We start from the raw sequence: 22981 nt of genomic DNA, 5'->3' as shown, positions 1-22981 counted from the left end.
TTACATGATCCTTACTTTCTGTGCATTTTGAAAGACATTGGCATTCAGCACAATGTTCACCGCAGCTTTTATACTCTTTATATCCACTTCTGTTTGTTGTACTGTATGTCAATATATGTGCTCCCGGACATATATAACAATCATAGTATTCATCATATGCGAATTCGTGTTTTCCGAAAAAGCCTTCTTTGGTCTTGGGACGGGTATACGGAAAAAGTGGTTGAATTCCATCTTCCAACAGCTGATGGGTGATTGCCGGAGTTTTATATCCTGCATCTGCAACTACCATCTGCGGATTCAGTTTAGATATCTTATCGTATAATGCTTTAAAAGTACGACTGTCATGCTCATTACCAGGATGAAGAGACAGCGTCTTTTAGAACTGCTTCAGGAAAAAACTAACCATTTGTTAATTGGAGTTTGCAGGAATCCATCATATACTTTATATATAGTGGGTTTCTTTATATTTGTGAAAAATAAAAGAACAGGAGGAACGCATATGAAGAGAAAAACATTTACATCAATTATGATCCTTACACTGACCGGAACTGCTTTTGGAGTAATACCATGCAGTTTCACATTTGCAGAAGAAACAGAATATGCTCAGGAAGAGAATGACGTGGATTTTGCCAAAATTGCAGGCATATGGCGAAATGAAAATAATTCCGGTGAAGAAATCCTTACGCTGACAGAAGATGGAATGTTTGTATATCAGATGGAAGAAGACACGGTACAGGGATATTTGAAGTATACAGATGAGTATGGGGACGGGAATGGCAGATATGATATGTTTAACAGGGTTGGCATCTGGATCGCCGGATTTTATCTTGATTCCGAAACCAGTCTTCATATGGGAAATGTAGATGGAGCGATTTTTTACAAAGAATCCAATGAAGATGCGGATGCTGCTGAGTCTGAAAGTGAAAATGTATATGAAAATCCTTCTGCTTATGTGCTTATGTCATCTAAAAGGTATACTGGTCTGCAGCCGCTTTATAATGATTCCAACTGGGAAGGCGGTTATTTTTACTCAGATATGACGGCAGACGGAATGACCGTAATTGTCAACTGCAGTGCAAAAAATGATGCTGTTTCAGATAAAGATGAGAAGGAAATCAGGAAGAAGTTTGCGGAACTTGTCAGCGCCTGCGAGATATCAGGTTATAAAGAAAAGAAAAACAAAAAGCTTACAAAAAAATTCAGTTATCCGGTGTATAATCTGAGCTTTAAAACTGGTGCAAATGAAGATACCTGTCTGTGGAAAATGGTTTATATCCAGACGGATGACAATACCTATGGCTATGCATATAAGATGAATATAGACTGGGCAGACGAAATGTTGGAGGAGTATAAAAATGCAATCAATTCTTTGGAATTGACAGAAATTCTTAATATGGATAATACAGGCAATAACACAGGCACAGGAACGGGCACTGGCACAGAGTATGATCCAAGTGCAGAAGGGCAGAGTCTGGAAGTGTTTATTGCGTATTTTGACAGTTGGTATCAGTATGGAGATCTTAATGCAATGAATCTCAGGCTTTATGGAGAAGGAACCTGGGAAATTTACAATTCCAGAAATACGGATGGAAGCGGAGGATATCTTTTTGACAGTGGAACTTTTGAAACTTCCGGAACTACGGCACTGCAGCTTTTTTCTTTGGATGGAAATCATGTGGCAGATGTCAGTCTTGACGGAAACGGAGATCTTTTTATTTATCCGGTTCAGGAAGGATATGGAAATATCTATGCAGAAGCTGCCTTTTCAAGAGAATCTGATTCGATTGCTTATGAAGCACAGACAGCGGGAGATGATTATGTAGAGAACAGTGATCCGGGAGATGGTGATTACTCGGGAACTCCCTATTACTGGTACGATGGAGAAGGAAATGTAATGTATTTTGATGGTGTGGAAGACTTGTATATGGGAACGGATGATGTGTTTTACATTGATGAGGAAGGACACTTATGTCAGTATTAAAAGTTGAGGAGGGAATCTCAGATGAAAAAAAGAAAGATGTTATCCTTCATTTTGATGGGATTGTTTCTGTTACAGTCAGCATTGCCTGTTGCTGCTTCTGAACCATTGACTGAGGAAGAAAGTCTGATAGCAGAACTGAATCAGGGCGATACTTTGGAATTACTGTTTTTTGGAAAAACCATTTGGAACGATGAGGAAAAATATGAGGATCTGAAAGACATTATTTCTGAAATGCTGCTGGAGTTTCTGATTAATACAGGAGCAGCAGATGAAGAAACACAGTCGGAAGAGATAAAAGACCTGATTGAGTACGCTTATGAAATTGGAATTTCCGAAGATGTTTTCAGCATTGCTGCAGATAGTGTAGGAGTGGATTACCAAAGCTACCAGGATGCAGTGCAGAAGGTTTTTCGAAGTCAGGCTCTGAAAAATCTGGATGAAGAGTTCCTTTTGCTGGAAGCCGGAGGAATTCCGGAACTTACATTAATGTACAAGGATGAATGGTATGGAGAACGGACGGATGACAGCAGAATTGCCCTGGCTTCTTCCATTCTGGAAGTTCTGGAAGGAATGGGACAGGAAACGAAAGGTTATAATGGAAATACACTGGCACAGGCAATCAATGACAGGTATGATGAGGATGCAGGGGACAGTGTGTTGTATCTGGCACTGGATATTTTGCAGGAAGAGGATTACTATTATACCATGATCAGCGGTGTTATGGCCTGTCTTGGAGATATCGAATAGTGTGAAAGCAGATGTTCTGTACCTTCTAATACTGCCTTGAATCATCTTTAATAATGGTGGCGTGCTGTCCTGTGATCTGGGTATAAATCTGTTCAAAAAGAGCGGGAATGTCCACGTCATTATTTAAAGTCATAATAGAAAACCAGCACCGAAAAAAGTGGCCAGACATGCGAAAATTACTTTGCACCATCTTATAAAATAGACAGTTCTAAGAGAGGGAGGGTGTGACTCATACCGAGTCACACCCTCCCCAAATTTTTTACCATAAAAAGAAAAAAAGATGGCTAACGACAACCATCTTTCTCTCCGTTACATGTTATAAAGTAATGTTATTGACCTCATGAGATGTCACCGACTTGCTCACATGAATTGTCATCAGACTGTTTAATTTCCTGTCGCCAGTCCTTATAGGGCTGCCGCCTGTATTCAGGTGGCGATAAAGTTTATGTAGTCATGGTTCCAAGCATTTCATGTTCTACAACATACTTAATCATATAATCATCAATCAGAGAAAGGCTTCAGATACCACAGCTGCATCAAGGAATTATAGTTGAAGACCAACTAACAGAAGAGGCTGACTCGGATACAGATGATAATGAAAACCAGGGGGATTTTTCAGAAGAAATTGAAGAAGAGAATCCTGAATCCAGTTCACAAAATGAAGATTATCCGGGAGAGGATGTAGTTGAAATCATAAATCTGCAGGGAGAAACAACAACTGTTTATAAGTTAGTGGATGGCCGTTACATGGATCGCACTAATACTGTCTATATTTATGATGGAAAAGACACATAGACAGATACAAATGGTGTGGAGTGGAATCTGGAAGTGAAGTAAAAAATGTGAGTAGGAGGGGAACTGAATATAGCAGTAGGTTATTAGTGAAGATCTTCCAGAGCATGGAGAAAGAAAGGATAAGGTAACTATAGGGTTTCTTACGTATTTTTTTGCTCCTGTTTTCCGAAAAGTGACAAAAATTTTAAAAAAATGCTTATAATATAGGGCGTATTCAAAATTTGACTATTAAGATTTAGAATGAAAGTGGTTATAATGACGAGGAAAAATAATTTTTAAATATTTTCATTATAGCTATTGACTATATAGCTACTATATACTGTATACTTTGGTTCATGAAGAGAGAAAAACAAATCACATGTATAAAAATCATGGCCGCTGTGGCGGTCTGCGCGGCTGGCGTTGCGCTTTTAGTTCTGGCAGACTGGGGATTGGATCCCTTGACGAATTTTGAATATGCCTTATCCCGGAAACTGCATATTTCGTTGGGGAAAGCCTCGATGCTGTTTGAAGGGCTGACCTTTTTCCTTTTCTTTTTTTCAAATCGGAAGCTGGTAAAATTTGGCTCTTTTGCATTTTGTTTCGGGATAGGTCCCTGTATTGATTTCTGGGGATATGTGTTTGGTTTTCTGGAAGGGCAGGGAGGATTTGCTTTTCGTATGGGCTGTCTCCTTTTAGGAAGCCTTTTGATCGTCCTTAGTTTTGCTTACTACATACCGCTGAATTATGGCTTGCAGTCACTGGACATGTATAGTGTGTCGATAGCTTCTCTCTTAAAAAAACAGTATGGAGTGGGTCTGACGATTACATACTGTACATTGATTTTGCTGGCCGCATTGCTGGGCGTCCGACCGGGAGTCGTCACATTTGTGGCTACATTTGCTTATGGAGCTGCGATTGACGGAGTCAGAAAGCTGTTTAAATGGTAAATATAAATTATATTTTAAAATTATATTTTAAGGTAGAACCGTTGGAAAGGAGGACATGAAAAAATACGGATTTGCCGGTTTTATCAGTTTACATATCAGACTGAAACAAAAAATAATAGTGATGTTAGGGAGGAAATATGAAAATCACAGGATTAGATATCAGTAAAGTACCATTTTCAATGAGAAAGTCCTATATGGCAGTAAATTATTTGTTTGAGGATTATTATAGCGGATATACAAGCTGTACAGGTTTTTCGAGTAATCTGGATAAAATGCCATTCGTGTCTACCCCTGGATTGTATCTGCGTTCTGTTTGCACAAAGGGACAGAATAACAATATGGAAATGATTCGTTTCATTCCGCTGTATAATGGGCAAGAGGTTCCCTACGAGATACATGCAGGATATGAGAAAGTGGAACTTATCTGTCAGGAAGGGAAAATAGCATTTTGCTATGCGGATGAAAACAGACTGCTTATCAGAGGTGAAGGTGAAAAACTGGGATTGCGTCTGGATTGCGTTATAGAAGGCCGCTCCAGTTTCCTGGTTCAGATTCCGGTAAAGGGCGGAAGAAGCTATCATAAACTGACAAATCATATTTCATTTGATAATTACGGAATATTTACATCCTTGGGAACTGTAAAAGTTTACCAGGAATGGGAAGCAGATCATCTTTTGAACACCGCATGTCTGTATGATATCACAGCAGAAGACGGTGCATTTCAGTGTATGATCAAGGAATTACGCACATATGTCTGGGCGAATGTGGAAAAAGAAGGCTGTGTTGATTTTGAACAGACGGTACGCAATACAAAAAATGCATTTGATGAGTTTTGCTCAAAGCTGCCGGAGGTTCCCCAAGAGTACAAAGAGGCACAGAAACTGGCTACATATCTCTGTTGGTCTGGTTCTGTAGCTGAACGTGGATATCTGAAACGAGAATCCATTTATATGACAAAAAATATTCTGTGCGCTGTATGGGCATATGAAAGCTGGCTGATAGCGGCTGGTTTGTGTGAGACAGACAGCGAACTTGCATACGATCAGTTAATGACTATGCTGGATAGCCAGGACGAGTTGGGAGGAATTCCTAATTTCAAAGGCGAAGGAATGGAAAGCTATGAGGCCAGTATGCCGCCAAATCTGGGCTGGATCGTGATGAAGATGCTGGATAAAATCCAGTTTACGAAAAAACAGCTGGATGAAATATATGACAAGATGAGAAAATACACTTACTTCTATCTGAATCATATGGATGAACAGGAAAGTGGTGTGTTTGAGTATCATCACGGATATGACGCGTGCGGAGACGATGACACAGTTTTCCGTAAGGAATTGAATATTTTGAGCCCTGATTTGACAACATTAATGATCTTACAGATGGATTGCCTGGCAATACTTGCTGAGAAGCTGGATAAGAAGGTTGAGGAGAAACAGTGGAAAGATCTGGCTGACAGGAGTCTGAAGGGACTGATCAATACATTGTTTGACGAAAAAAATCTGCCATTTGCCAGAAATAACATTACAGGCGAGAGAATTTACGCTCAAAGTCCGATCCTTTTTACTCCTTTGATGCTGGGAGAACGTCTTCCTTTGGAAATCAGAACCAGTATTATAAACGAGTTGAAAAATGGAAAGTACATTACAGAATACGGGTTGGCATCTGAAAGCCTTGACAGTAAATATTATCATGCAGACGGATTCTTCCGTGGGCCGATTTGGTTTACCATGACACTTACGCTGATAGAAGGACTGACGAAGTGCGGTGAGCAGGAGATGGCGGATGACCTGACCGTTAAATATTGTAATCTGATACGCAACGGAGGCTGTGCGGAGTGCTATAATGCAGAGACTGGAGCACCATTGAATAACAAGGGGTATACATCTACAGCAGGGACATTTTTGATACTTTTACATTATTATTTGAGATAAAGGAGAAAAGTATATGAAACAGAAAGCTGGAAAATTATCATTTATAATACTTGCCATGACTATGACAATGGGGTTGATGACAGGCTGTTCGGGAAAGAGCAGTGAGAAGAGTGAGAGCAACGATGATAAAATTACATTGAATGCAATCAGCTTTATGGGAGAAGATACGAAAAGAAATGGGTTCAATAAAGTAATAGAAGCTTATGAGAAAGCTAATCCCGGCGTAGAGATTAAAATTCAGAACCTGGATTACGGAACCTTTACTACAACGCTTCAGACTAGAATTGGAGCCAATGACGCACCGGATTTGATTTTCGGAACAGCTATTTTGAATCAGGAGTTGGTAAAATCCGGTCAGATAGAGATTCTGAATGATTATGATATTCTGGATCAGTTTACAGAGGATCAGCTGTCCTGTATGACAATAGAGGGCAATACCTATGGTGTGCCGTTGGACAGAATGGTAATTTGTGCCTTTTACAATAAAGATATGTTTGAAGAATATCATGTGGAAGTGCCTTCAACATTAAGCGAGTTTTACGAAGTGTGTCAGACTTTTGAGGAAGCGGGAGTTACTCCGTTTATCCGTCCTTACAAGGACGCAGCGTATATTCAGTATGATTTAGACACTCAGTTATATCCGATTATTGACAAAATAGATGATGTTGGTTTCTTTACGGATCTGGAATCTGGGAAAACGTCATTTTCTTCTTCAAAGGAAATGAAAGAAGCTTTGGAGTTATTTGCCAAGAGATTGTCTTATTTGTCGGGAGACGATTTAGGAACAGACCCGGCTGTAAGCAGTCAGCTGTTTGCGGCGGGAGAGAGTCCAATGTATATCAATGGAAGTTGGACAGTAGGTGATATTCTGGCAAATAATCCTGATGGAAATTTTGGAATTTTTGCTGTTCCGATTTCAGACAACGAGGATGAAAATAAGATGTATGCGGCGGTTGACGATGCCTGGATGGTAAGTTCTAAGAGTAAGCACAAAGAAAACGCAATTGACTTTTTGAAATTCTTAACATCTAAGGAAGGCCTGCAGATATGGTCGGAAAATGCGAAAGCAATCCCAATTAACGGCATGGAGGTAAAGAGTCTCGATCCGTTGCTTCAGGAGGTTTCGGAATATATCCAGTCGGGAAAGATTGTCAATGTTGATAAATACGTATTCTTTTCCGGAGAGGCTACAGACAAATTTAATAAGAATATGCAGTTGTTTGTAAATGATCCAGATGTGGAAAAAACACTGAAAACACTGGATTCTGAATTCCAGATTCAATAAATTAACAGAATAGGGGGAAACGGAATGATAAGAAATTTAAAAAATTCATCAAAGCGAAAGTTGTGCAATGTTCTCTTCCTGCTTCCGGCCTGTATTGTATTTGCAGTTTTTGTGCTGGTTCCGTTTCTTCAGGGAATTCCGCTGTCACTTTATCAGTGGGACGGATACAGTGATACAAGAACTTTTGTAGGTCTTTCAAACTATTTACAGGTTTTTAAGGATCCGAATATAACGGAGGTTGTGGGGAATACATTGTTCTTTACATTGCTCTATCTGGTTGGCTGTAATGTGATAGGGTTGCTTCTGGCACTGCTGGTGAAGAAGACGTCAAAGCTGAATGCAGTGTTGAGAACGATTTTCTTTATGCCTTTTGTACTTAGTATGATTCTTGCAAGCTTTATGTTTACATATATATATTCGGATGTATTTTATGCATTACTTGGAATTAAAAGCTTTTTGGGCAATGTAAACTATGTAAATCCGGCAATTGCGGCGATTGCAATCTGGAAGGATAGCGGTTACTGTATGATTATTTACATTGCTTCATTGCAGATGGTGCCGAATGAGTATTATGAAGCTGCAAGGATAGAAGGGTGCAGTGCAATCAAGTCATTTTTCAATATCACAATGCCGTTGATTGTTCCGGCGTTTACAGCTAATATCACGTTGATTCTTGCTTGGGGAATGCAGGCATTCGACTATCAGATGGCGGCCACCGGAGGAGGGCCAGGTCATGCTTCGGAGACAGTGGGAATGTATATTTATAAAAATATATTCGTTTATCATAATGCGGGATATGGCCAAGCAATTGGAATTCTCTTGACAGCTGGGCTGGCGGTTCTGACCATTCTGCTGACCAGTTATCTGCGAAGAAAGGAGGTCGAGATGTGATGTCAAAAGTAAAGACAAAACAAATCGTCATTAGCATGGTTGCGATTTTATTTGCACTGATTATGCTATCTCCATTTTACATTGGAATCATTTATTCCTTTAAGACAAAACAGGAAATTACACTCACGGGGCTAAGCCTTCCAACACATTTTGATTTTCAGAATTATGTGGCGGTTCTGGAGGATGGAAGTTTTTTTAAAGGAATGCTTAACAGCATTTATACTACGATTCCATCTGTTATCCTGCTTATGATTATATGTCCTATGGCTTCATATGTGTTTGCCAGAAATAAGAAAAGGATTTATAATGTTTTATATTCCTTATTTCTGGTTGCAATGCTGATACCATACCAGTCAGTGTTGCTTCCGATTTATGCAGATATGAGAGACTGGGGAATGTTAAACACATTTGCAGGCAATGTATTTGTGAAGGTAGGGTTTCAGCTCTCCCTGAGTATTTTGATCTGTACAGGATTTGTAAAAGGGATTCCGAGAGACCTGGAAGAAGCAGCTTATATAGATGGGATGGGATATTTCGGAACCTTTTGGCGGATTGTATTTCCATTGATGAAATCTGTGCTGATATCCATTTTGATTATCAATGCATTATTTGCATGGAATGATTTTCAGTTGTCCACAGTAACACTCATCAGCGAGGAAGTACAGACGCTTCCGCAGTTGCTGTACCGATATTTCGGCGTACATTCTGTAGATTTGAACCAGGCATTCGCAGCGTTTAACCTTGCGATGCTTCCACTGATCATTCTCTATCTCTTGTTGCAGAAATATATTACGGACGGAGTAATGGCTGGATCTGTGAAAGGCTAATTCCGGGAAAGGCATAAAAGTGGTTAGAAATTATATAAAGCCAGGAGAATTTGCGAAAATGGTAGGGGTGAATAAGCAGACGTTGCTGTACTATGATAAAATTCATCTGTTTTCACCTGAATATGTAGACGATATGGGATATCGTTATTATACATTCACGCAGCTGGATTGTTTTTATGCCATAATGACTTTGAAGACTATCGGAATGTCGCTGGAGGAAATAAAAGAATACTTTGATACAAGGGACGCCGAAAGAACAGCAAAGCTTCTGCAAAAAGGCATTTTGGAAACAAAGAAGAAAGTTGCGGAGCTTGTTACGTTGTCCAGAGAAATGAATAAGAGGATTGAGTTGCTTGAAAAGGCAAATCATGTGACCTGTGGGAAAATATACATAGAGCACCATGAGACGCAATACCTGTACTGCACGAAATATATTTCCATGGATGCAAAGGAAATCGAGAGACAAGAAATCTATGGAAAGATGATTGGGTATCGTGTTTTGCATCAGCTTCACTGTGGACCGGCGATCGGAGGAATGGTGGAAAATAAATTTCTGATGAATCCGGTTGGCAATACTACGCTGTATTGCAGGTATTATACCATAGTAGACGAGCCTTGCGAGGAAGATACTGAGGATGGTGAATACCTGGAAAAACCAGAGGGAAACTATCTGGTTCTGTATTATAAGGGAGCGTATGATACTACCTATAAGGCGTATTCCCAGATATTGGAATATGGGAGAAAACATCATTTTCGGCTGGGAGAGTTTTCTTATGAGGAAAGCTTTATTGATGAGGTGTCCGAGAATAATCCGGATAATTACGTGACCCAGATTACCGTTCCGTTTCAGTTTGAGTGAGGTAATACTTTGTAAAGCTGTTTGCTTTAGAGCAATCGGGGTGTCTGAAGTTTATTCAGACACCCCGATTTGATGCGTTATAGCGCCCAATGGTCTGAAATTATAAGCGCATGATGCAGCGGCAATATAGGGCAGAGGGAAGAGGTTTTATAAAACAAATAATGAAACAAAAAAAGGAATCATTTTATAAACAGTTTTTTTCAATTTATATATTATTAGTTTTGCAAAATGTTATTACTTTAAGTGTGAATTTGACAGATAATGTAATGTTGGGAAGTTATAGTGAAACTGCATTAGCAGGAGCGGCAGCTGTAAATCAGATTCAGTTTATTTTTCAACAGTGTTTAGTTGGACTGGGAGATGGAGTAGTAATTATTTGCAGTCAATATTGGGGTCGAAAAGAAGTAAAAAATATGAAGAAATTTTCAGCGATTGCCATGTGCAGTGCAATTTGTCTCGCTTTTTTATTGTTTGTATTTACCAGCACTGCTCCTGATCATGTGGTTGGCTTTTTTACTTCAGATCATATGATTATTAAAGAGGGAATGGATTATCTTGCTATTATCCGTTTTACATATGTACTTTTTGCTATAATCCAGATTCTTCTTGCAACTCTTCGTAGTGTTGAAGTTGTAAAAATAGCATTCCGTTTGTCAGTGCTGGCATTTTTTCTTAATTGTGGAATAAATTATTTGCTTATTTTTGGAAAATTTGGTTTTCCGGAGTTGGGAATCAAAGGTGCTGCAGTAGGAACATTGTGTTCACGTATTGTTGAATTTATTGTTCTGCTTATGTTTATATGGAAGAAAGAGACGAAATTAAAGCTTAGGCTTGCAGATTATAAATGTTTAGATAAAAGTTTTTGCAAGGACTATTTCCGTATTACAGGCCCTTTGTTGATCACTCAGGGGCTGTGGGGATTGAATACAGCGTTGCAGACTTTTGTTTTAGGGCATATGAACTCAGCGGCAATTGCAGCAAACAGCGTTTCGTCCACCTTATTTCTTTTGATTAAGTCAGCTTCTGTAGGAGCAGCAGCATCAGCAACTGTTATAATCGGAACAATCATCGGAACAGGCGAAATAGAATTGGTAAAACGCTATGCTAAAAAAATGCAGAAGATATTTTTATGCATAGGGTTGTGTTCCGGTTTAGCTCTCTTTTGCTTAAAGGGACCTTTTTTGAGTCTGTATAATTTGCAACCGGAAACAATGAAAATGACAAATACATTTTTAAATATATTATGTATTGTGGTTGTTGGAATGTCTTACCAAATGCCAACAAACAGTGGAATCATCCGCGGAGGCGGCAGTGTGAATTTTGTTGTGAAAATGGATTTGATAAGTATATGGGCGATTGTTATTCCGTTGTCATTTTTTATGGCTTTTGTTGTTAAGGCATCTCCTGTTGTAGTATTTGTCTGTTTAAATTTGGATCAGTTATTTAAATGTGTTCCTGCTTTCTTGAAAGTAAACTACGGAAATTGGATAAAAAAGCTGACAAAGGATTAATAGAATGGCAATGGTTGTTGTTAAAAAACAAAATATACCATGAATAGAAAGGAAAATTTTTCTTGACTTCTGAATATTTTGGTAGTAAGATTACTTCAGTTCGTTAAACAACTAAAACTTCAAAGGAACAAATTCCTTGAAGGGAAAAAGTAGGAGCAGAAAACCTGTCTACAGAGAGCTGCATTTGGTGGAAAGCAGTGTCAGGCCTGTTTTGAAGATCATCCCTGAGAAGAGAAATCGAACGTTACTGTGACAAGTAGATTTCCCCGGCTGTTCCCCGTTATCGGAATCGCGTATGTCAGTACGTTGTCTTTTCGTACTTGTTTCAAAGGAGAAACAGGGTGGTTGCGGCTTATATGTCCGTCCCTAGTTTAGGGGCGGATTTTTTATGTAAATAACGCAATCGTATAAAAGGCTAAAATCCTGACAAGTAGCCAAAGGAGGAAACATCATGAAAGTCTTTAAAAAAATCATGAATGCAGTAGCAGCAGTGGAAAAATTTATTCTTGTAGTATCTACTTTGCTGATACTGATCTTGACTGTAGGAAATGTATTTTCCCGTAAAGTCATCCATCGTTCCTGGTCCTTTACCGAGGAACTTGTGGTTGCAGTCTTTGTACTTGTTACATTGATGGCTGCCGCATTAGCATGTCGGGAAGGGGAATTGGTCAACCTGTCGCTGGTTACAGACCGTCTTCCTGAAAAAATGAAAAAACCGTCAGTGATTCTGAGTACTATCCTGTGTGTGATTTTTACTGCCATTTTATTCAGGTTTGGCATGGATAAGGTCCTCACGCAGCTTGCAAATGGAAAACGTACCTTTGTATTGAACTGGCCGGAGTGGATCTTCTGGTCTTTTGTTCCCATTGGATCCGGATGTATGATTTTACATTTTATAGAATTTTGCATTGATTTTTGTACTGATAAAAATAAAAAGGAGGATAAATAAATGATAAGTGCGGTTTTATTTGTTTCATTTTTTATTTTCCTGATCATGGGCGTGCCTATTGCAATCTGTCTGGGACTGTCTTCTGTGTGTGCGATCCTGTATTCAGGAACATCGCTGACCATAGTAGCGACCAATATGTATGCCGGAATCAGTAAATTCCTGCTTCTGGCTATTCCGTTTTTCGTACTTTCCGGAAATATTATGGCAAAAGCCGGAATTTCCAAAAGACTTGTTAAATTTGTAGATACCTGCGTAGGACATAGAAGAGGCGGTATTGCTATTGTGTGTGTTATTGTTGCCTGCTTTTTCGGAGCAATTTCCGGATCCGGTCCGGCTACGGTAGCAGCACTTGGCGCAGTTCTGATTCCTGCTATGGTGGAAAGAGGCGGCTTTAGTGCTCCCTTTTCTACGGCATTAATGGCAACCGCAAGTTCGATCGCCATTGTTATACCACCAAGTATTGCATTCGTTGTTTATGCTTCTATTACAGGCGTATCCATTGCGGATATGTTTATGGCAGGTATTGTTCCTGGCATCCTGATGGGTTTTGCTCTTGTGATCGTGGTTATGGTAGAAGCCAGAAGAAAGGGCATTCAGCCTGAACAGAAGAAAGCGAGTGCTAAGGAAAGATGGGCAGCCTTTAAAGATGCATTCTGGGGATTCCTGATGCCAGTGATTATCCTTGGTGGTATTTACGGTGGTATTTTTACTCCTACGGAAGCAGCGGCAGTATCCGTTGTATATGGACTTTTCGTTGGTATGGTGATCTACCGGGAAGTGAAGCTGAAGGATCTGTTTGATATTTGTGTGGAATCAGCAAAAACAACCGGCGGAATCATGTTGATTGTTGCATGTGCGTCTCTGTTTTCTTATGTATGCACCAAGTTTGGTATTGCAGATGCAGCTTCCCAGCTTCTTGGCAGTATTGCACATAATCAGTTTACCTTCCTTTTGATCGTAAACATTATTTTCCTGATTGCAGGATGCTTCATTGATGCAAACTCTGCAATGTATATTTTTATCCCGGTAATGCTTCCGGTGTGCAAAGCACTTGGTTATGACCTGGTTGCTTTTGGTGTTATGGCAACTGTCAATTTGGCAATCGGACAGGTAACACCTCCAGTTGGAGTAAACCTGTTTGTGGCGATTGGAATTAAGATCAAAAAAGGTTTGGAAGTTACTCTTCAGCAGATTTCCAAAGCAGTTATGCCGATGCTGGCAGCCTGTGTAGCCGTACTTCTGGTAGTAACTTATGTTCCGGCTGTATCTGTGGCTCTTCCAAAAGCCCTTGCAAAAAACGGCTCTTATTCAGGAGATCCGGAAACAGGAGACAGCGGTTCTTCCGCAGCATCAGCAGCAGGAGATGAGGATCATTCTTTTAATGAGATCGGGGATTACAGTGATCTTGGATGGGAAGAAACTACCTGGAACTTTGCTTGCTCCACAACAGAAACATCTACCTGGGCAGACGGTGGCCGTAAGTTTGGCGAACTGATGGAAAAAGCTACAGGCGGAAAGGTGAAAGTTAACGTATATGCAGCAGATCAGCTGACAAACGGCAATCAGTCTGAAGGTATCCAGGCATTGATGAACGGAGACCCGGTACAGATTTCCATGCATTCCAATCTGATCTATTCTGCATTTGACCCAAGGTTTAATGTAGTATCTCTGCCGTTTATTTATGATTCTGTAGAAGATGCAGATGCAAAATTTGACGGAGAAGCCGGAGAAAAATTAAAAGAAATCCTTAGCGAGTACGGACTTCATTGCATGGGAATTGCGGAGAATGGTTTCCGTGAGCTGACCAACAGTGTGCGGGAAGTAAAATCCGTAGATGACATGAAAAACCTGAAGATCCGTGTAGCAGGTTCTAACCTTCTTATGGAATGCTATAAGAGATGGGGTGCAGATGCAACCAATATGAACTGGTCTGAGACGTATACCGCACTTCAGCAGAATACGGTAGAAGGACAGGAGAATCCGCTGCCGGCAATTGATGCGGCCAGCGTGCAGGAGGTTCAGCCGTACTGCTCCATGTGGGACGCAATTTATGACTGTCTGTTTTTCTGTATCAACCAGGAAATTTATGACGGACTGACTCCACAGCAGCAGGCTGTTGTAGACGAGGCAGGCCAGAAAGCAGTAGAGTATGAGCGTTATATCAACCGTTCCGGTGATGAAGAGATCATGAACCGCTGGGCAGAGAAAAATGGTGTAACCTTTACTGCAAAAGAGGATATGGACATTGATTCCTTTAAAGAAGCTGTGGATGGTGTAGACGAGTGGTTTATTGAAGAACTGAAAGACCAGGGCTATGATGATGCTGAAGAACTGGTAGAAGCATTTACCGGCATTGGAGATTACAGTGATCTTGGCTGGGAGGAAACTACCTGGAATTTCGCATGCTCCACAACAGAAACTTCTACCTGGGCAGAGGGTGGCCGTAAGTTCGGTGAATTGATGGAAAAAGCTACAGGCGGAAAGGTAAAAGTCAACGTATATGCAGCAGATCAGCTGACAAACGGTAATCAGTCTGAAGGAATCCAGGCATTGATGAATGGAGATCCGGTACAGATTTCCATGCATTCCAATCTGATCTATTCGGCATTTGATCCAAGATTTAATGTGGTATCCTTGCCGTTCATTTATGATTCTGTAGAAGATGCAGATGCCAAATTTGATGGTAAAGCAGGAGAAAAAATGAAGGAAATCCTCAGCGAGTATGGACTTCATTGTATGGGTATTGCGGAGAATGGTTTCCGTGAGCTGACTAACAGTGTACGTGAAGTGAAATCTGTGGATGATATGAAAAATCTGAAGATCCGTGTGGCAGGCTCTAATCTTCTTATGGAATGCTACAAGAGATGGGGTGCAGATGCAACCAATATGAACTGGTCTGAGACATATACTGCGCTTCAGCAGAATACGGTAGAGGGACAGGAAAATCCGCTGCCGGCAATTGATGCAGCCAGTGTGCAGGAGGTTCAGCCATATTGTTCTATGTGGGATGCAATCTATGATTGTCTGTTCTTCTGTATTAACCAGGAAATTTATGATGGACTGACTCCGCAGCAGCAGGAAGTAGTAGATAAAGCCGGAAGAATGGCAGTAGAGTATGAGCGTTACATCAACCGTTCTGGCGATACTGAGATCATGAACCGCTGGGCAGAAAAAAATGGCGTAACATTTACAACAAAAGAAGATATGGATATTGATTCCTTTAAAGAAGCTGTAGATGGCGTAGACGATTGGTTTGTAGAAGAATTGAAGAACCAGGGCTATGAGGATGGTCAGGAGCTGGTGGACGCATTCAAATAAATTTCCGGTTCAGATTAAAAGTAAAATCAGAAATCAGCGAATGACTCAGAAAAGACCGGTGATCCGCAGGGAACACCATACCAGCAGCAGAGCCATAATGTTGTTCATAAGTTTATAATGGCTGCTGTAGAATTGCTTCAGAATGTTTCCTGCAAAAGCCCAGATCAGGTTTCCGAGGGCACCAAGGAACATCAGATATAAAGCAAAAAGAAACAGCATAAAAACACCGGATTCGTAGGGCAGGATATATGCGGAGAACATAGTCAGCCCATAGATAATGATCTTTATATTAATAAGCTGCAGAAAAAAGCCCATCAGCCATGTGGGCTTTTTTTCGTGGCTGCTTTGCGTCGGCGGCTGTCTTTTGAAGGTCTGCCAGGCCAGGTAAAGCACGTAAGCAGCTCCAAGATATTTCATTACAGGTTGAATCCCAGGAACAATGCTAGACAGAGCAGTACAAAATATTCCGGAAAGACACATTAATGTAAGGGAACCGGTCCAAATGCCGGTCATAAAAGGCAGATTTTTGGAAAAACCATATTTACTGGCAGTGGACAAAAGCAGAATGTTATTGGGGCCTGGTGACCATACGGTCAGGATGGCAGAAAGGGTCATTTCAATAAAAATGGATAATGGCATGAAAAAACCTCCTTTTGGAATAATAGTAAAATGATAACATAAATAATGGAATTAATCAAAAATCATATTGCAAAAATTGGTTATAATCAATATAATGAAAGCGGATTCTGAAACAAGAAGGAATCCTGACGCAAAAGCCAGAAGCGGAGTCTGACTTCTAAGCACAAAGAAAAGGAGAATGGGAAAATGGCAAATATTTTAATTAGCCCTTCAAAATATGTACAGGGCGCAGGCGAAATGAAAAAACTTGGTACCTATGCTGCAAATTGCGGAAAAAAGGCACTGGTTCTGATCAGTGCAGGCGGTTATAAAAGGATTGGAAAGCTGGTAGAAGACAGCTTTGCAAACAACAGCTGTGAAGTGGTTTTTGACTATTTTAACGGAGAATGCTGCAATAGCGAGATCGATCGTCTTGTGCAGGTCGTTAAAAATAATAATTGTGACCTTACCATCGGTATTGGCGGAGGAAAGATCTTTGATACAGCAAAAGCAGTGGCCTATTATGCCGGAACTCCTGTATTTATCTGTCCTACTATCGCATCTACAGATGCACCATGCAGTGCTTTATCTGTAATTTATACAGCAGAAGGTGTATTTGAGAAGTACCTGTTCCTTCCGGCAAATCCTAATATGGTTCTGATGGACACAGATATTATTGCAAAATCACCGGTTCGTCTTACAGTAGCCGGTATGGGAGATGCACTTGCAACATATTTTGAGGCAAGGGCATGCAAAAGAAGCGGGGCAACTTCCTGTGCAGGCGGGAAAACAACAGAGGCAGCCATGGCACTGGCAGATCTTTGTTTTAATACCTTGATGGAAGAAGGCGTAAAGGCAAAACTTGCACTGGAGACGGGTGTATGCACTCCTGCAGTTGAGAAGGTGATTGAAGCGAATACACTTCTTTCAGGGATTGGTTTTGAAAGCGCAGGACTTGCGGGTGCTCACGCTATTCACAATGGATTCACAGTACTGGAAGAGTGCCATCATATGTATCATGGTGAAAAGGTTGCGTTTGGTACTCTCACCCAGCTGGTACTGGAGAATATCCCACAGGAAGAACTGGAGGATATTATTTTATGGTGTATTGAAGTAGGTCTTCCTGTAACTCTGGCAGAGCTTGGTGCGGATCAGGTGACCGACGAGCAGCTGATGGAGGTTGCCAAAACTGCATGTGCAGAAACAGATACTCTTCATAATATGCCTTTTCAGGTTACACCTGAAACAGTATTTGCTGCGATCAAGGCAGCAGATGCTTATGGCAGATATTATCTGGGGGAAGAGTAATTTTATTAAAAAATGTATAATGATGTATAAAAATACAGCCTTGTCAAAAACAGGGCTGTATTTTTATTTACGCGAGCAACGAGCCAAAGTCCGTGCTTGCACGAGACCTTGGCGACTGCCGCGATAACTTGAGAAACTCGCGGAGCGTGTTTCTCATAGTTGGAACAGTGCGTGGTGGAAGCTGTTTGATGCAGAAGGCAATCTTACTTGTCAGGGTTTCTTTTGAAGGATTTTTAGAAAAGTTTTGTGAGAAAATGATTAATAATTAAAATAGATGACTGTGAAAAATATAACAAAAACGGATCGAGAATATTATGCTGAACTGTGCGAAAACACAAAATATAAAGTTCATGCAAAAAACTATACAGGTAAAAATATACAAGTAAAATAAAAAACTACCTTGCATAATAGGGAAAAATATGATATCCTTATGCTAAATTGGGAAAGAAGTTGAACCTGTTGGATATGACAGTGCTTTTCAGGGGTGTTTGGCATATGGATCCGGCAGGGAGAAGGTATTTTAAAGGGTGCATATATGGTACAGGGAATACGTTTCCTAAGGCTGAGATAGGTGACGCATGACAGCAGTATCATTTGCAAAATATTATATAATGGGGGTGGAACTAATGAATAGTTCACTTATCTGGTACGCAGTATTGGTTGTAGTAGTTGCTGCGTTCGTCTTTGTATTCTTCAATTACGTGAAGGTTAAGAAGCTTGAAGAAGGAACAGACGAGATGGTAGAGATGGCCGGGATCATCCGCAGTGGAGCCGGTACATTTCTGAAAGCGGAGTTTAAGGTGATCGCCATTATCGGGATTATTATTGCTCTGGTATTTAGTTTATTTGTAGAAGCAACAAGTGGTATTACTTTTCTTATGGGTGGTCTGATGAGCAGTCTTGTCTGCATCATTGGTATGAAGAGTGCCACTTATGCAAATGTGCGTACTGCAAATAAAGCACGCGAGTCACTTTCCATCGGTGAGACCGTAAAGGTTGCACTTTGTGGTGGAAGTGTGAGTGGTATCGCAGTTCAGGCTTTTGGTATGTTCGGCCTTCTCCTGGTGCTGATCATCTGGGGGATTGATGCAGATGCTACCGGTCATGGACTTATTGCGAACATGAACTGTAATCCTTCTATTATGAGAGTTACAACATATTCTCTGGGATGCTCCATTGTTGCCATGTTTAACAGGGTTGCAGGCGGTAACTATACCAAGGCTGCAGATATTTCTTCTGATATCCTTGCTAAGATCCGTCATGACATGCCTGAAGATGACAGCCGTGTACCCAACGTAATCGCAGACTTTATTGGTGACAATGTTAATGATATTGCAGGTAACTGCTCTGACCTTCTGGAGAGTTTTGTAGCTACTATCGCTGCCTCCATTATGATTGCTGTCACTCTGTTTGTAAATGATATTGTAACCATTCCGGAAGAAACATTCACACGGATGATTCTTTTCCCAGTGATCCTTGCAGGAGTGGGACTGATCGGATGTCTGATCGGACTTACCTATGCCTCTGTTCGTAAGATGGGTAATGATCCATCAAGAGAGCTGAATCTTGCTACATGGATTTCTGCGGGACTTACGGTTATTCTCAGCCTGATCGCATCTTATGTATTATTTGGAAATGTTGAACTGTATTCTGAAATGAAAGCCGGATGGGCTTCTCCGTGGATCTCCAGTATCCTGGGCATCATCAGTGGTATTGCCATCGGAAGTATTACAGAATACTATACAAGTGACAAATACAAACCAACCCAGGAACTTGCCAAGATGGCTACAGAGGGCGAGGCATTTGTTATCACCAAAGGTGATGCGATTGGTTCCCGTTCTGCACTGTTCCCAATCCTGATCATTGGTGTTGCATTGTTTGTCTCAGGTAAGATCAGCGGTACATATGGTATTGCTATTTCTGCACTTGGTATGCTTTCTTTCGTAGGTGCTACTGTTTCTATTGATGCATTTGGTCCTATCGCAGATAATGCAGGCGGGCTGGCAGAGTCCTGCCACCTGGAGCATAAGGTCAGGGTGATTACAGATAAGCTTGATTCTGTAGGTAATACTACAGCAGCTATCGGTAAAGGTTTCGCTATCGGTTCTGCTGCATTTGCAACTGTTTCCCTGATCGTTGCCTATGTTGGTAATTATACTGCAAATGGGGAGGAGCCGGTTCTGAATATCGCTTCCTTTATCGTTGTTGCAGGTGGATTGATCGGTGGTGCACTGATCGAGTATTTCTCAGCTATGCTTACTGACAATACCATCGAATCTGCTAAGCTGATGGCAGATGAGGGTGACAAGATGCTGTCTATTCCTGGCGTATTGGAAGGCAAAGTAAAACCGGATTACAACAAGCTGATTAGTATGGCTGCTAACCAGGCTTTGAAGAAAATGGTAGTGCCATCTATTATGGCTCTTTGCATTCCTGTGATCGGTGGATTTGTTTTCGGTGTACAGTTTGTTGGCGGTATTCTGGTAGGTGCAACTATCGTTGCTATTCCAAGAGCACTGTTTATGGGTAATTCCGGTGGTGCATTTGATAATGCTAAGAAGTATATTGAGAGTGAAGCTCTGCCGGGCCACGGCAAAGGTTCTGCAGCGCATAAGGCAGCTGTTACTGGTGATACAGTTGGTGATACAAGAAAGGACGTTGTAGGTGTTGCTCTGGATATCTTTATTAAGAGTATGTCTACAGTAGCCAATACACTTGCTTCCCTGTTTTCAACCATTACTTTGATCCGCTAAAAGAAAAGAATAGGTGCAGGGGTATCCCTGAAGAAGAGGCCTTCATCCGTCTGGGTGGGGGCCTTTTTGAGGGTGGGGAAATACAGGAAAATAATAATTGACAAATTGAGTATGTTGCTGTTGCAGGTTGCAGAAAAGATATGTTTATATATCAGGGCTTCGTTTTCGGATTTCTCCCGTGATATATAACCAAGATCTTTTCTGCCCTGCAACGAACGATACTCTTTTGCCAGTTGTTGTTTTCCTACTCTTTTTTGGAGACTATTTGTAACGATAATCTTGGAAAGTCTACAATTTTAAGATACAATGATGAAAAGAACGATCAGCGGCATGATTGGAACTGAATCGCTGGCTCATAACAGACGGGATTTTATAGCTGAAAATGTAGACCCGGACAGAGTACACCTGAATATCTGTTACCAGAATGAAAACCTGAAAGAAGTATATAAAGAATTGTTTGATGATTCTGTGGAACGGTACAATGTGGGAAAAAGAAAGAACCGGCAGATTACAAATTACTATGAAAAAATTCGTCAGGGAAAGCAGGAAAAGCTGTTCTACGAAGTAATTTTCCAGATTGTAAATCGAGAAGATATGGCTGTGGAAACGACAGAAGGAGACCTGGCGGTAAAAGTATTGGATGAGTATGTAAAGAATTTTCAGCAACGAAATCCAACACTTCATGTATTTAGCTGTTATCTGTACCAGGATGAAGCTATACCGCATCTGCATATTGATTTTGTCCCTTATGTAACTGACTGGAAAGGGAAATGAATGGATACGAGGGTTTCCCTGAAGCAGGCATTGAAAAGTCTGGGATTTTAGGGTGGAAACAAACATGATACGGAGCTGAATCAGTGGATAAACTATGAAAAAGAAGTACTTATTGAGATTGCCAGGGAACATGGAATCGAATGAGAGCAGAAGGGCACTCATGAGGAACATCTGGACGTATATAATTTTAAGAAGAAAGAGCGTAAAAAGGAAGTACAGGCACTGGAACAGGAGAAAGAATATCTCACTGCTGAGAATGAAGGACTGACTGCACAGATTGCGGAAGCAAGAGCGGATATCCAGCTTTTAAAAGATGATAAGGAGCAGGCAGTTAAAGATAAAGAGGAAGCTGAGAAGCGTGCGGAAAAAGCAGAGAAAGATCTGTGAAGCTTGGAAGAACGCAGAGAACGGTTACAGCCTGTTATGGATAATGTCAGTAAAGAAATAAAGGAATATGGGACAGTAAAGACTTTACTTCCGGAAGCTGGTGTATTAGAACGTGCAGCAACTTACCGGGATAAAAAAATAAAACCACTGTTTACCCAGATGAAAAAAAATTGCTGCAATGGCTGCCCAGATCAAAGAACTTACTAAAGAAGTAGAAAAATAGAAATATAAATACCAGGAAACAAAGCAGGTATATAACCGAGTTCAGAGAGAATTAGATACAGTGCGCCAAGAAAAACAGCAATTGCAGGATGTTTCCGACAGATATGAACGGGTAGTGCGTGTCCTTGGAGAAAATGTTGTAAAGGATGCGGTACAGGAAGATATACAAGAGCAGAAAGCATTAGAAGAAAAACGGCAAATGGAGCAAATGCCTAAAGGAAGTATTCACGAAAGATTGGTTTGGGGTGCCCGTAAAAGTGAAATGGAGAATCAACAGCGTAAGAAAAATAAAACAAAAAATAGAGGAATGGAGATATGACGAAGAAAAAGCACATTTATGATGAAAACAATAGATTAAGCTACACACTGCATGGAGATTATTATCTGCCGGATCTGGCAGTGAATGAGGAAGAACCGACATATGGTAAATACGGAATGCTGCGAAAACAGTTTCTGAAAGTGCATAGACCAGCACGATATCAGTATTTATTGATGACGGGGGAACTAACAGCACATCTGAACCGAGTCGATCAGGAGGCCAGAGAGCAGGTGAAAACCTTGGTAAAGCAGATGGTGAAAAAACAGGGTGTGGAACAACTGAAAATGCAGGATCTGATGAAATGGGTTGGATTGATGAATAATATAAAGGCATGTGCGGAAGAAATTGTGTTGCAAGAACTAGTGTATATGTAAGTAAAAAGGGGCTGTCGGTTAATAGCAAATTTCGGCATCCCCAGTAGTAATTGAAAGGATCCCAGCAGGGACAAGGCTTGTTAGCCTTCTACCTTGCGAGGGATCCTTTTTTCTATGAAAGATGAAATTTATTTTTGACCGCAAAAATCGAGACTGTAATTAATTCTGTGTAAATTCTAAAAGAGCTATATATCCTCTTGGAT

General features: G+C 40.7%; 19 protein-coding genes, 1 pseudogene and 1 other annotated feature. Of the genes and pseudogenes, 18 read left to right on the top strand and 2 right to left on the bottom strand.

What is annotated here, in order from left to right; all coding sequences use genetic code 11:
- Nucleotides 1-367: pseudogene (locus G5B11_RS16285) on the bottom strand (transposase); the annotation flags it as partial.
- 132 nt (nucleotides 368-499) lie between these two features.
- On the opposite strand from G5B11_RS16285, the gene G5B11_RS16280 reads away from it, so the two are divergent.
- The 11 genes from G5B11_RS16280 (at nucleotide 500) to G5B11_RS16230 (ending at nucleotide 16023) form a co-directional block, all read left to right on the top strand.
- Nucleotides 500-1981, top strand: a complete 1482-nt coding sequence (locus G5B11_RS16280) for a hypothetical protein (RefSeq protein WP_173729065.1) — start codon at nucleotides 500-502, stop codon at nucleotides 1979-1981.
- Between the two features lie 21 nt (nucleotides 1982-2002).
- Nucleotides 2003-2728: a hypothetical protein gene (locus tag G5B11_RS16275; RefSeq protein WP_173729064.1), complete on the top strand. Its 726-nt coding sequence runs from the start codon at nucleotides 2003-2005 to the stop codon at nucleotides 2726-2728.
- 1295 nt (nucleotides 2729-4023) lie between these two features.
- On the top strand, nucleotides 4024-4452 hold the full coding sequence (locus G5B11_RS16270; RefSeq protein WP_173729063.1) for a hypothetical protein: 429 nt from the start codon (nucleotides 4024-4026) through the stop codon (nucleotides 4450-4452).
- Nucleotides 4453-4589: 137 nt separating this feature from the next.
- A complete protein-coding gene (locus G5B11_RS16265) occupies nucleotides 4590-6383 on the top strand; it encodes an MGH1-like glycoside hydrolase domain-containing protein (protein ID WP_173729062.1) in 1794 nt (597 codons plus the stop codon).
- Nucleotides 6384-6396: 13 nt separating this feature from the next.
- Nucleotides 6397-7668: an ABC transporter substrate-binding protein gene (locus G5B11_RS16260; RefSeq protein WP_158421942.1), complete on the top strand. Its 1272-nt coding sequence runs from the start codon at nucleotides 6397-6399 to the stop codon at nucleotides 7666-7668.
- A gap of 24 nt (nucleotides 7669-7692) precedes the next feature.
- Nucleotides 7693-8559: a carbohydrate ABC transporter permease gene (locus G5B11_RS16255; protein ID WP_191868129.1), complete on the top strand. Its 867-nt coding sequence runs from the start codon at nucleotides 7693-7695 to the stop codon at nucleotides 8557-8559.
- Nucleotides 8559-9386 carry a carbohydrate ABC transporter permease gene (locus tag G5B11_RS16250; protein ID WP_158421943.1) on the top strand — a complete coding sequence of 276 codons (828 nt, stop codon included), beginning with the start codon at nucleotides 8559-8561 and terminating at the stop codon, nucleotides 9384-9386. Before G5B11_RS16255 ends, G5B11_RS16250 begins: the two co-directional genes overlap by 1 nt.
- Before the next feature lie 19 nt (nucleotides 9387-9405).
- Nucleotides 9406-10245, top strand: coding sequence for a MerR family transcriptional regulator (locus G5B11_RS19485; RefSeq protein ID WP_330603161.1), 840 nt, complete (start codon nucleotides 9406-9408; stop codon nucleotides 10243-10245).
- A 110-nt stretch (nucleotides 10246-10355) separates the two neighbouring features.
- Complete coding sequence (locus G5B11_RS16240) at nucleotides 10356-11756, top strand: MATE family efflux transporter (RefSeq protein WP_330603160.1); 1401 nt, start codon at nucleotides 10356-10358, stop codon at nucleotides 11754-11756.
- 127 nt (nucleotides 11757-11883) lie between these two features.
- Nucleotides 11884-12127, top strand: a binding site (T-box leader).
- 80 nt (nucleotides 12128-12207) lie between these two features.
- Entirely contained in the window at nucleotides 12208-12705 is a 498-nt protein-coding gene (locus G5B11_RS16235) for a TRAP transporter small permease (protein WP_173729060.1), read from the top strand.
- On the top strand, nucleotides 12706-16023 hold the full coding sequence (locus G5B11_RS16230) for a TRAP transporter large permease subunit (protein WP_173729059.1): 3318 nt from the start codon (nucleotides 12706-12708) through the stop codon (nucleotides 16021-16023).
- 45 nt (nucleotides 16024-16068) lie between these two features.
- Here the strand turns inward: G5B11_RS16230 and G5B11_RS16225 are convergent, their stop codons facing one another.
- A complete protein-coding gene (locus G5B11_RS16225; RefSeq protein WP_173729058.1) occupies nucleotides 16069-16662 on the bottom strand; it encodes a LysE family transporter in 594 nt (197 codons plus the stop codon).
- Nucleotides 16663-16848: 186 nt separating this feature from the next.
- Here G5B11_RS16225 and G5B11_RS16220 point away from each other — a divergent pair, with 186 nt between their 5' ends.
- The 7 genes from G5B11_RS16220 (at nucleotide 16849) to G5B11_RS16205 (ending at nucleotide 22778) form a co-directional block, all read left to right on the top strand.
- A complete protein-coding gene (locus G5B11_RS16220) occupies nucleotides 16849-17949 on the top strand; it encodes a glycerol dehydrogenase (RefSeq protein ID WP_173729057.1) in 1101 nt (366 codons plus the stop codon).
- Nucleotides 17950-18575: 626 nt separating this feature from the next.
- A complete protein-coding gene (locus G5B11_RS16215) occupies nucleotides 18576-20702 on the top strand; it encodes a sodium-translocating pyrophosphatase (RefSeq protein WP_173729056.1) in 2127 nt (708 codons plus the stop codon).
- A gap of 306 nt (nucleotides 20703-21008) precedes the next feature.
- The gene (locus G5B11_RS19210; RefSeq protein WP_244093054.1) at nucleotides 21009-21476 is read left to right on the top strand and encodes a plasmid recombination protein; all 468 of its coding nucleotides are present in this window, start codon (nucleotides 21009-21011) and stop codon (nucleotides 21474-21476) included.
- Between the two features lie 94 nt (nucleotides 21477-21570).
- Nucleotides 21571-21744 carry a hypothetical protein gene (locus G5B11_RS19205; RefSeq protein ID WP_244093053.1) on the top strand — a complete coding sequence of 58 codons (174 nt, stop codon included), beginning with the start codon at nucleotides 21571-21573 and terminating at the stop codon, nucleotides 21742-21744.
- A 122-nt stretch (nucleotides 21745-21866) separates the two neighbouring features.
- Nucleotides 21867-22070: a hypothetical protein gene (locus tag G5B11_RS19200; RefSeq protein WP_244093052.1), complete on the top strand. Its 204-nt coding sequence runs from the start codon at nucleotides 21867-21869 to the stop codon at nucleotides 22068-22070.
- A gap of 76 nt (nucleotides 22071-22146) precedes the next feature.
- Nucleotides 22147-22404 carry a hypothetical protein gene (locus G5B11_RS19195; protein WP_244093051.1) on the top strand — a complete coding sequence of 86 codons (258 nt, stop codon included), beginning with the start codon at nucleotides 22147-22149 and terminating at the stop codon, nucleotides 22402-22404.
- Nucleotides 22401-22778, top strand: a complete 378-nt coding sequence (locus G5B11_RS16205) for a TnpV protein (protein WP_173729055.1) — start codon at nucleotides 22401-22403, stop codon at nucleotides 22776-22778. Before G5B11_RS19195 ends, G5B11_RS16205 begins: the two co-directional genes overlap by 4 nt.
- Nucleotides 22779-22981 lie beyond the last annotated feature (203 nt).

This window comes from Blautia glucerasea (assembly GCF_013304385.1).
Lineage (GTDB): Bacteria > Bacillota > Clostridia > Lachnospirales > Lachnospiraceae > Blautia_A > Blautia_A ammoniilytica.
This window is presented reverse-complemented; position numbering and strand designations above follow the sequence as displayed.

Bases quoted from the DNA above. Each gene is read 5' to 3' on its own strand.
- G5B11_RS16280 (WP_173729065.1), top strand. From the start codon at position 500: ATGAAGAGAAAAACATTTACATCAATTATGATCCTTACACTGACCGGA.
- G5B11_RS16275 (WP_173729064.1), top strand. From the start codon at position 2,003: ATGAAAAAAAGAAAGATGTTATCCTTCATTTTGATGGGATTGTTTCTG.
- G5B11_RS16270 (WP_173729063.1), top strand. From the start codon at position 4,024: ATGCTGTTTGAAGGGCTGACCTTTTTCCTTTTCTTTTTTTCAAATCGG.
- G5B11_RS16265 (WP_173729062.1), top strand. From the start codon at position 4,590: ATGAAAATCACAGGATTAGATATCAGTAAAGTACCATTTTCAATGAGA.
- G5B11_RS16260 (WP_158421942.1), top strand. From the start codon at position 6,397: ATGAAACAGAAAGCTGGAAAATTATCATTTATAATACTTGCCATGACT.
- G5B11_RS16255 (WP_191868129.1), top strand. From the start codon at position 7,693: ATGATAAGAAATTTAAAAAATTCATCAAAGCGAAAGTTGTGCAATGTT.
- G5B11_RS16250 (WP_158421943.1), top strand. From the start codon at position 8,559: ATGTCAAAAGTAAAGACAAAACAAATCGTCATTAGCATGGTTGCGATT.
- G5B11_RS16240 (WP_330603160.1), top strand. From the start codon at position 10,356: ATGATGCAGCGGCAATATAGGGCAGAGGGAAGAGGTTTTATAAAACAA.
- G5B11_RS16235 (WP_173729060.1), top strand. From the start codon at position 12,208: ATGAAAGTCTTTAAAAAAATCATGAATGCAGTAGCAGCAGTGGAAAAA.
- G5B11_RS16230 (WP_173729059.1), top strand. From the start codon at position 12,706: ATGATAAGTGCGGTTTTATTTGTTTCATTTTTTATTTTCCTGATCATG.
- G5B11_RS16225 (WP_173729058.1), bottom strand. From the start codon at position 16,662: ATGCCATTATCCATTTTTATTGAAATGACCCTTTCTGCCATCCTGACC.
- G5B11_RS16220 (WP_173729057.1), top strand. From the start codon at position 16,849: ATGGCAAATATTTTAATTAGCCCTTCAAAATATGTACAGGGCGCAGGC.
- G5B11_RS16215 (WP_173729056.1), top strand. From the start codon at position 18,576: ATGAATAGTTCACTTATCTGGTACGCAGTATTGGTTGTAGTAGTTGCT.
- G5B11_RS19210 (WP_244093054.1), top strand. From the start codon at position 21,009: ATGATGAAAAGAACGATCAGCGGCATGATTGGAACTGAATCGCTGGCT.
- G5B11_RS19205 (WP_244093053.1), top strand. From the start codon at position 21,571: ATGAAAAAGAAGTACTTATTGAGATTGCCAGGGAACATGGAATCGAAT.
- G5B11_RS16205 (WP_173729055.1), top strand. From the start codon at position 22,401: ATGACGAAGAAAAAGCACATTTATGATGAAAACAATAGATTAAGCTAC.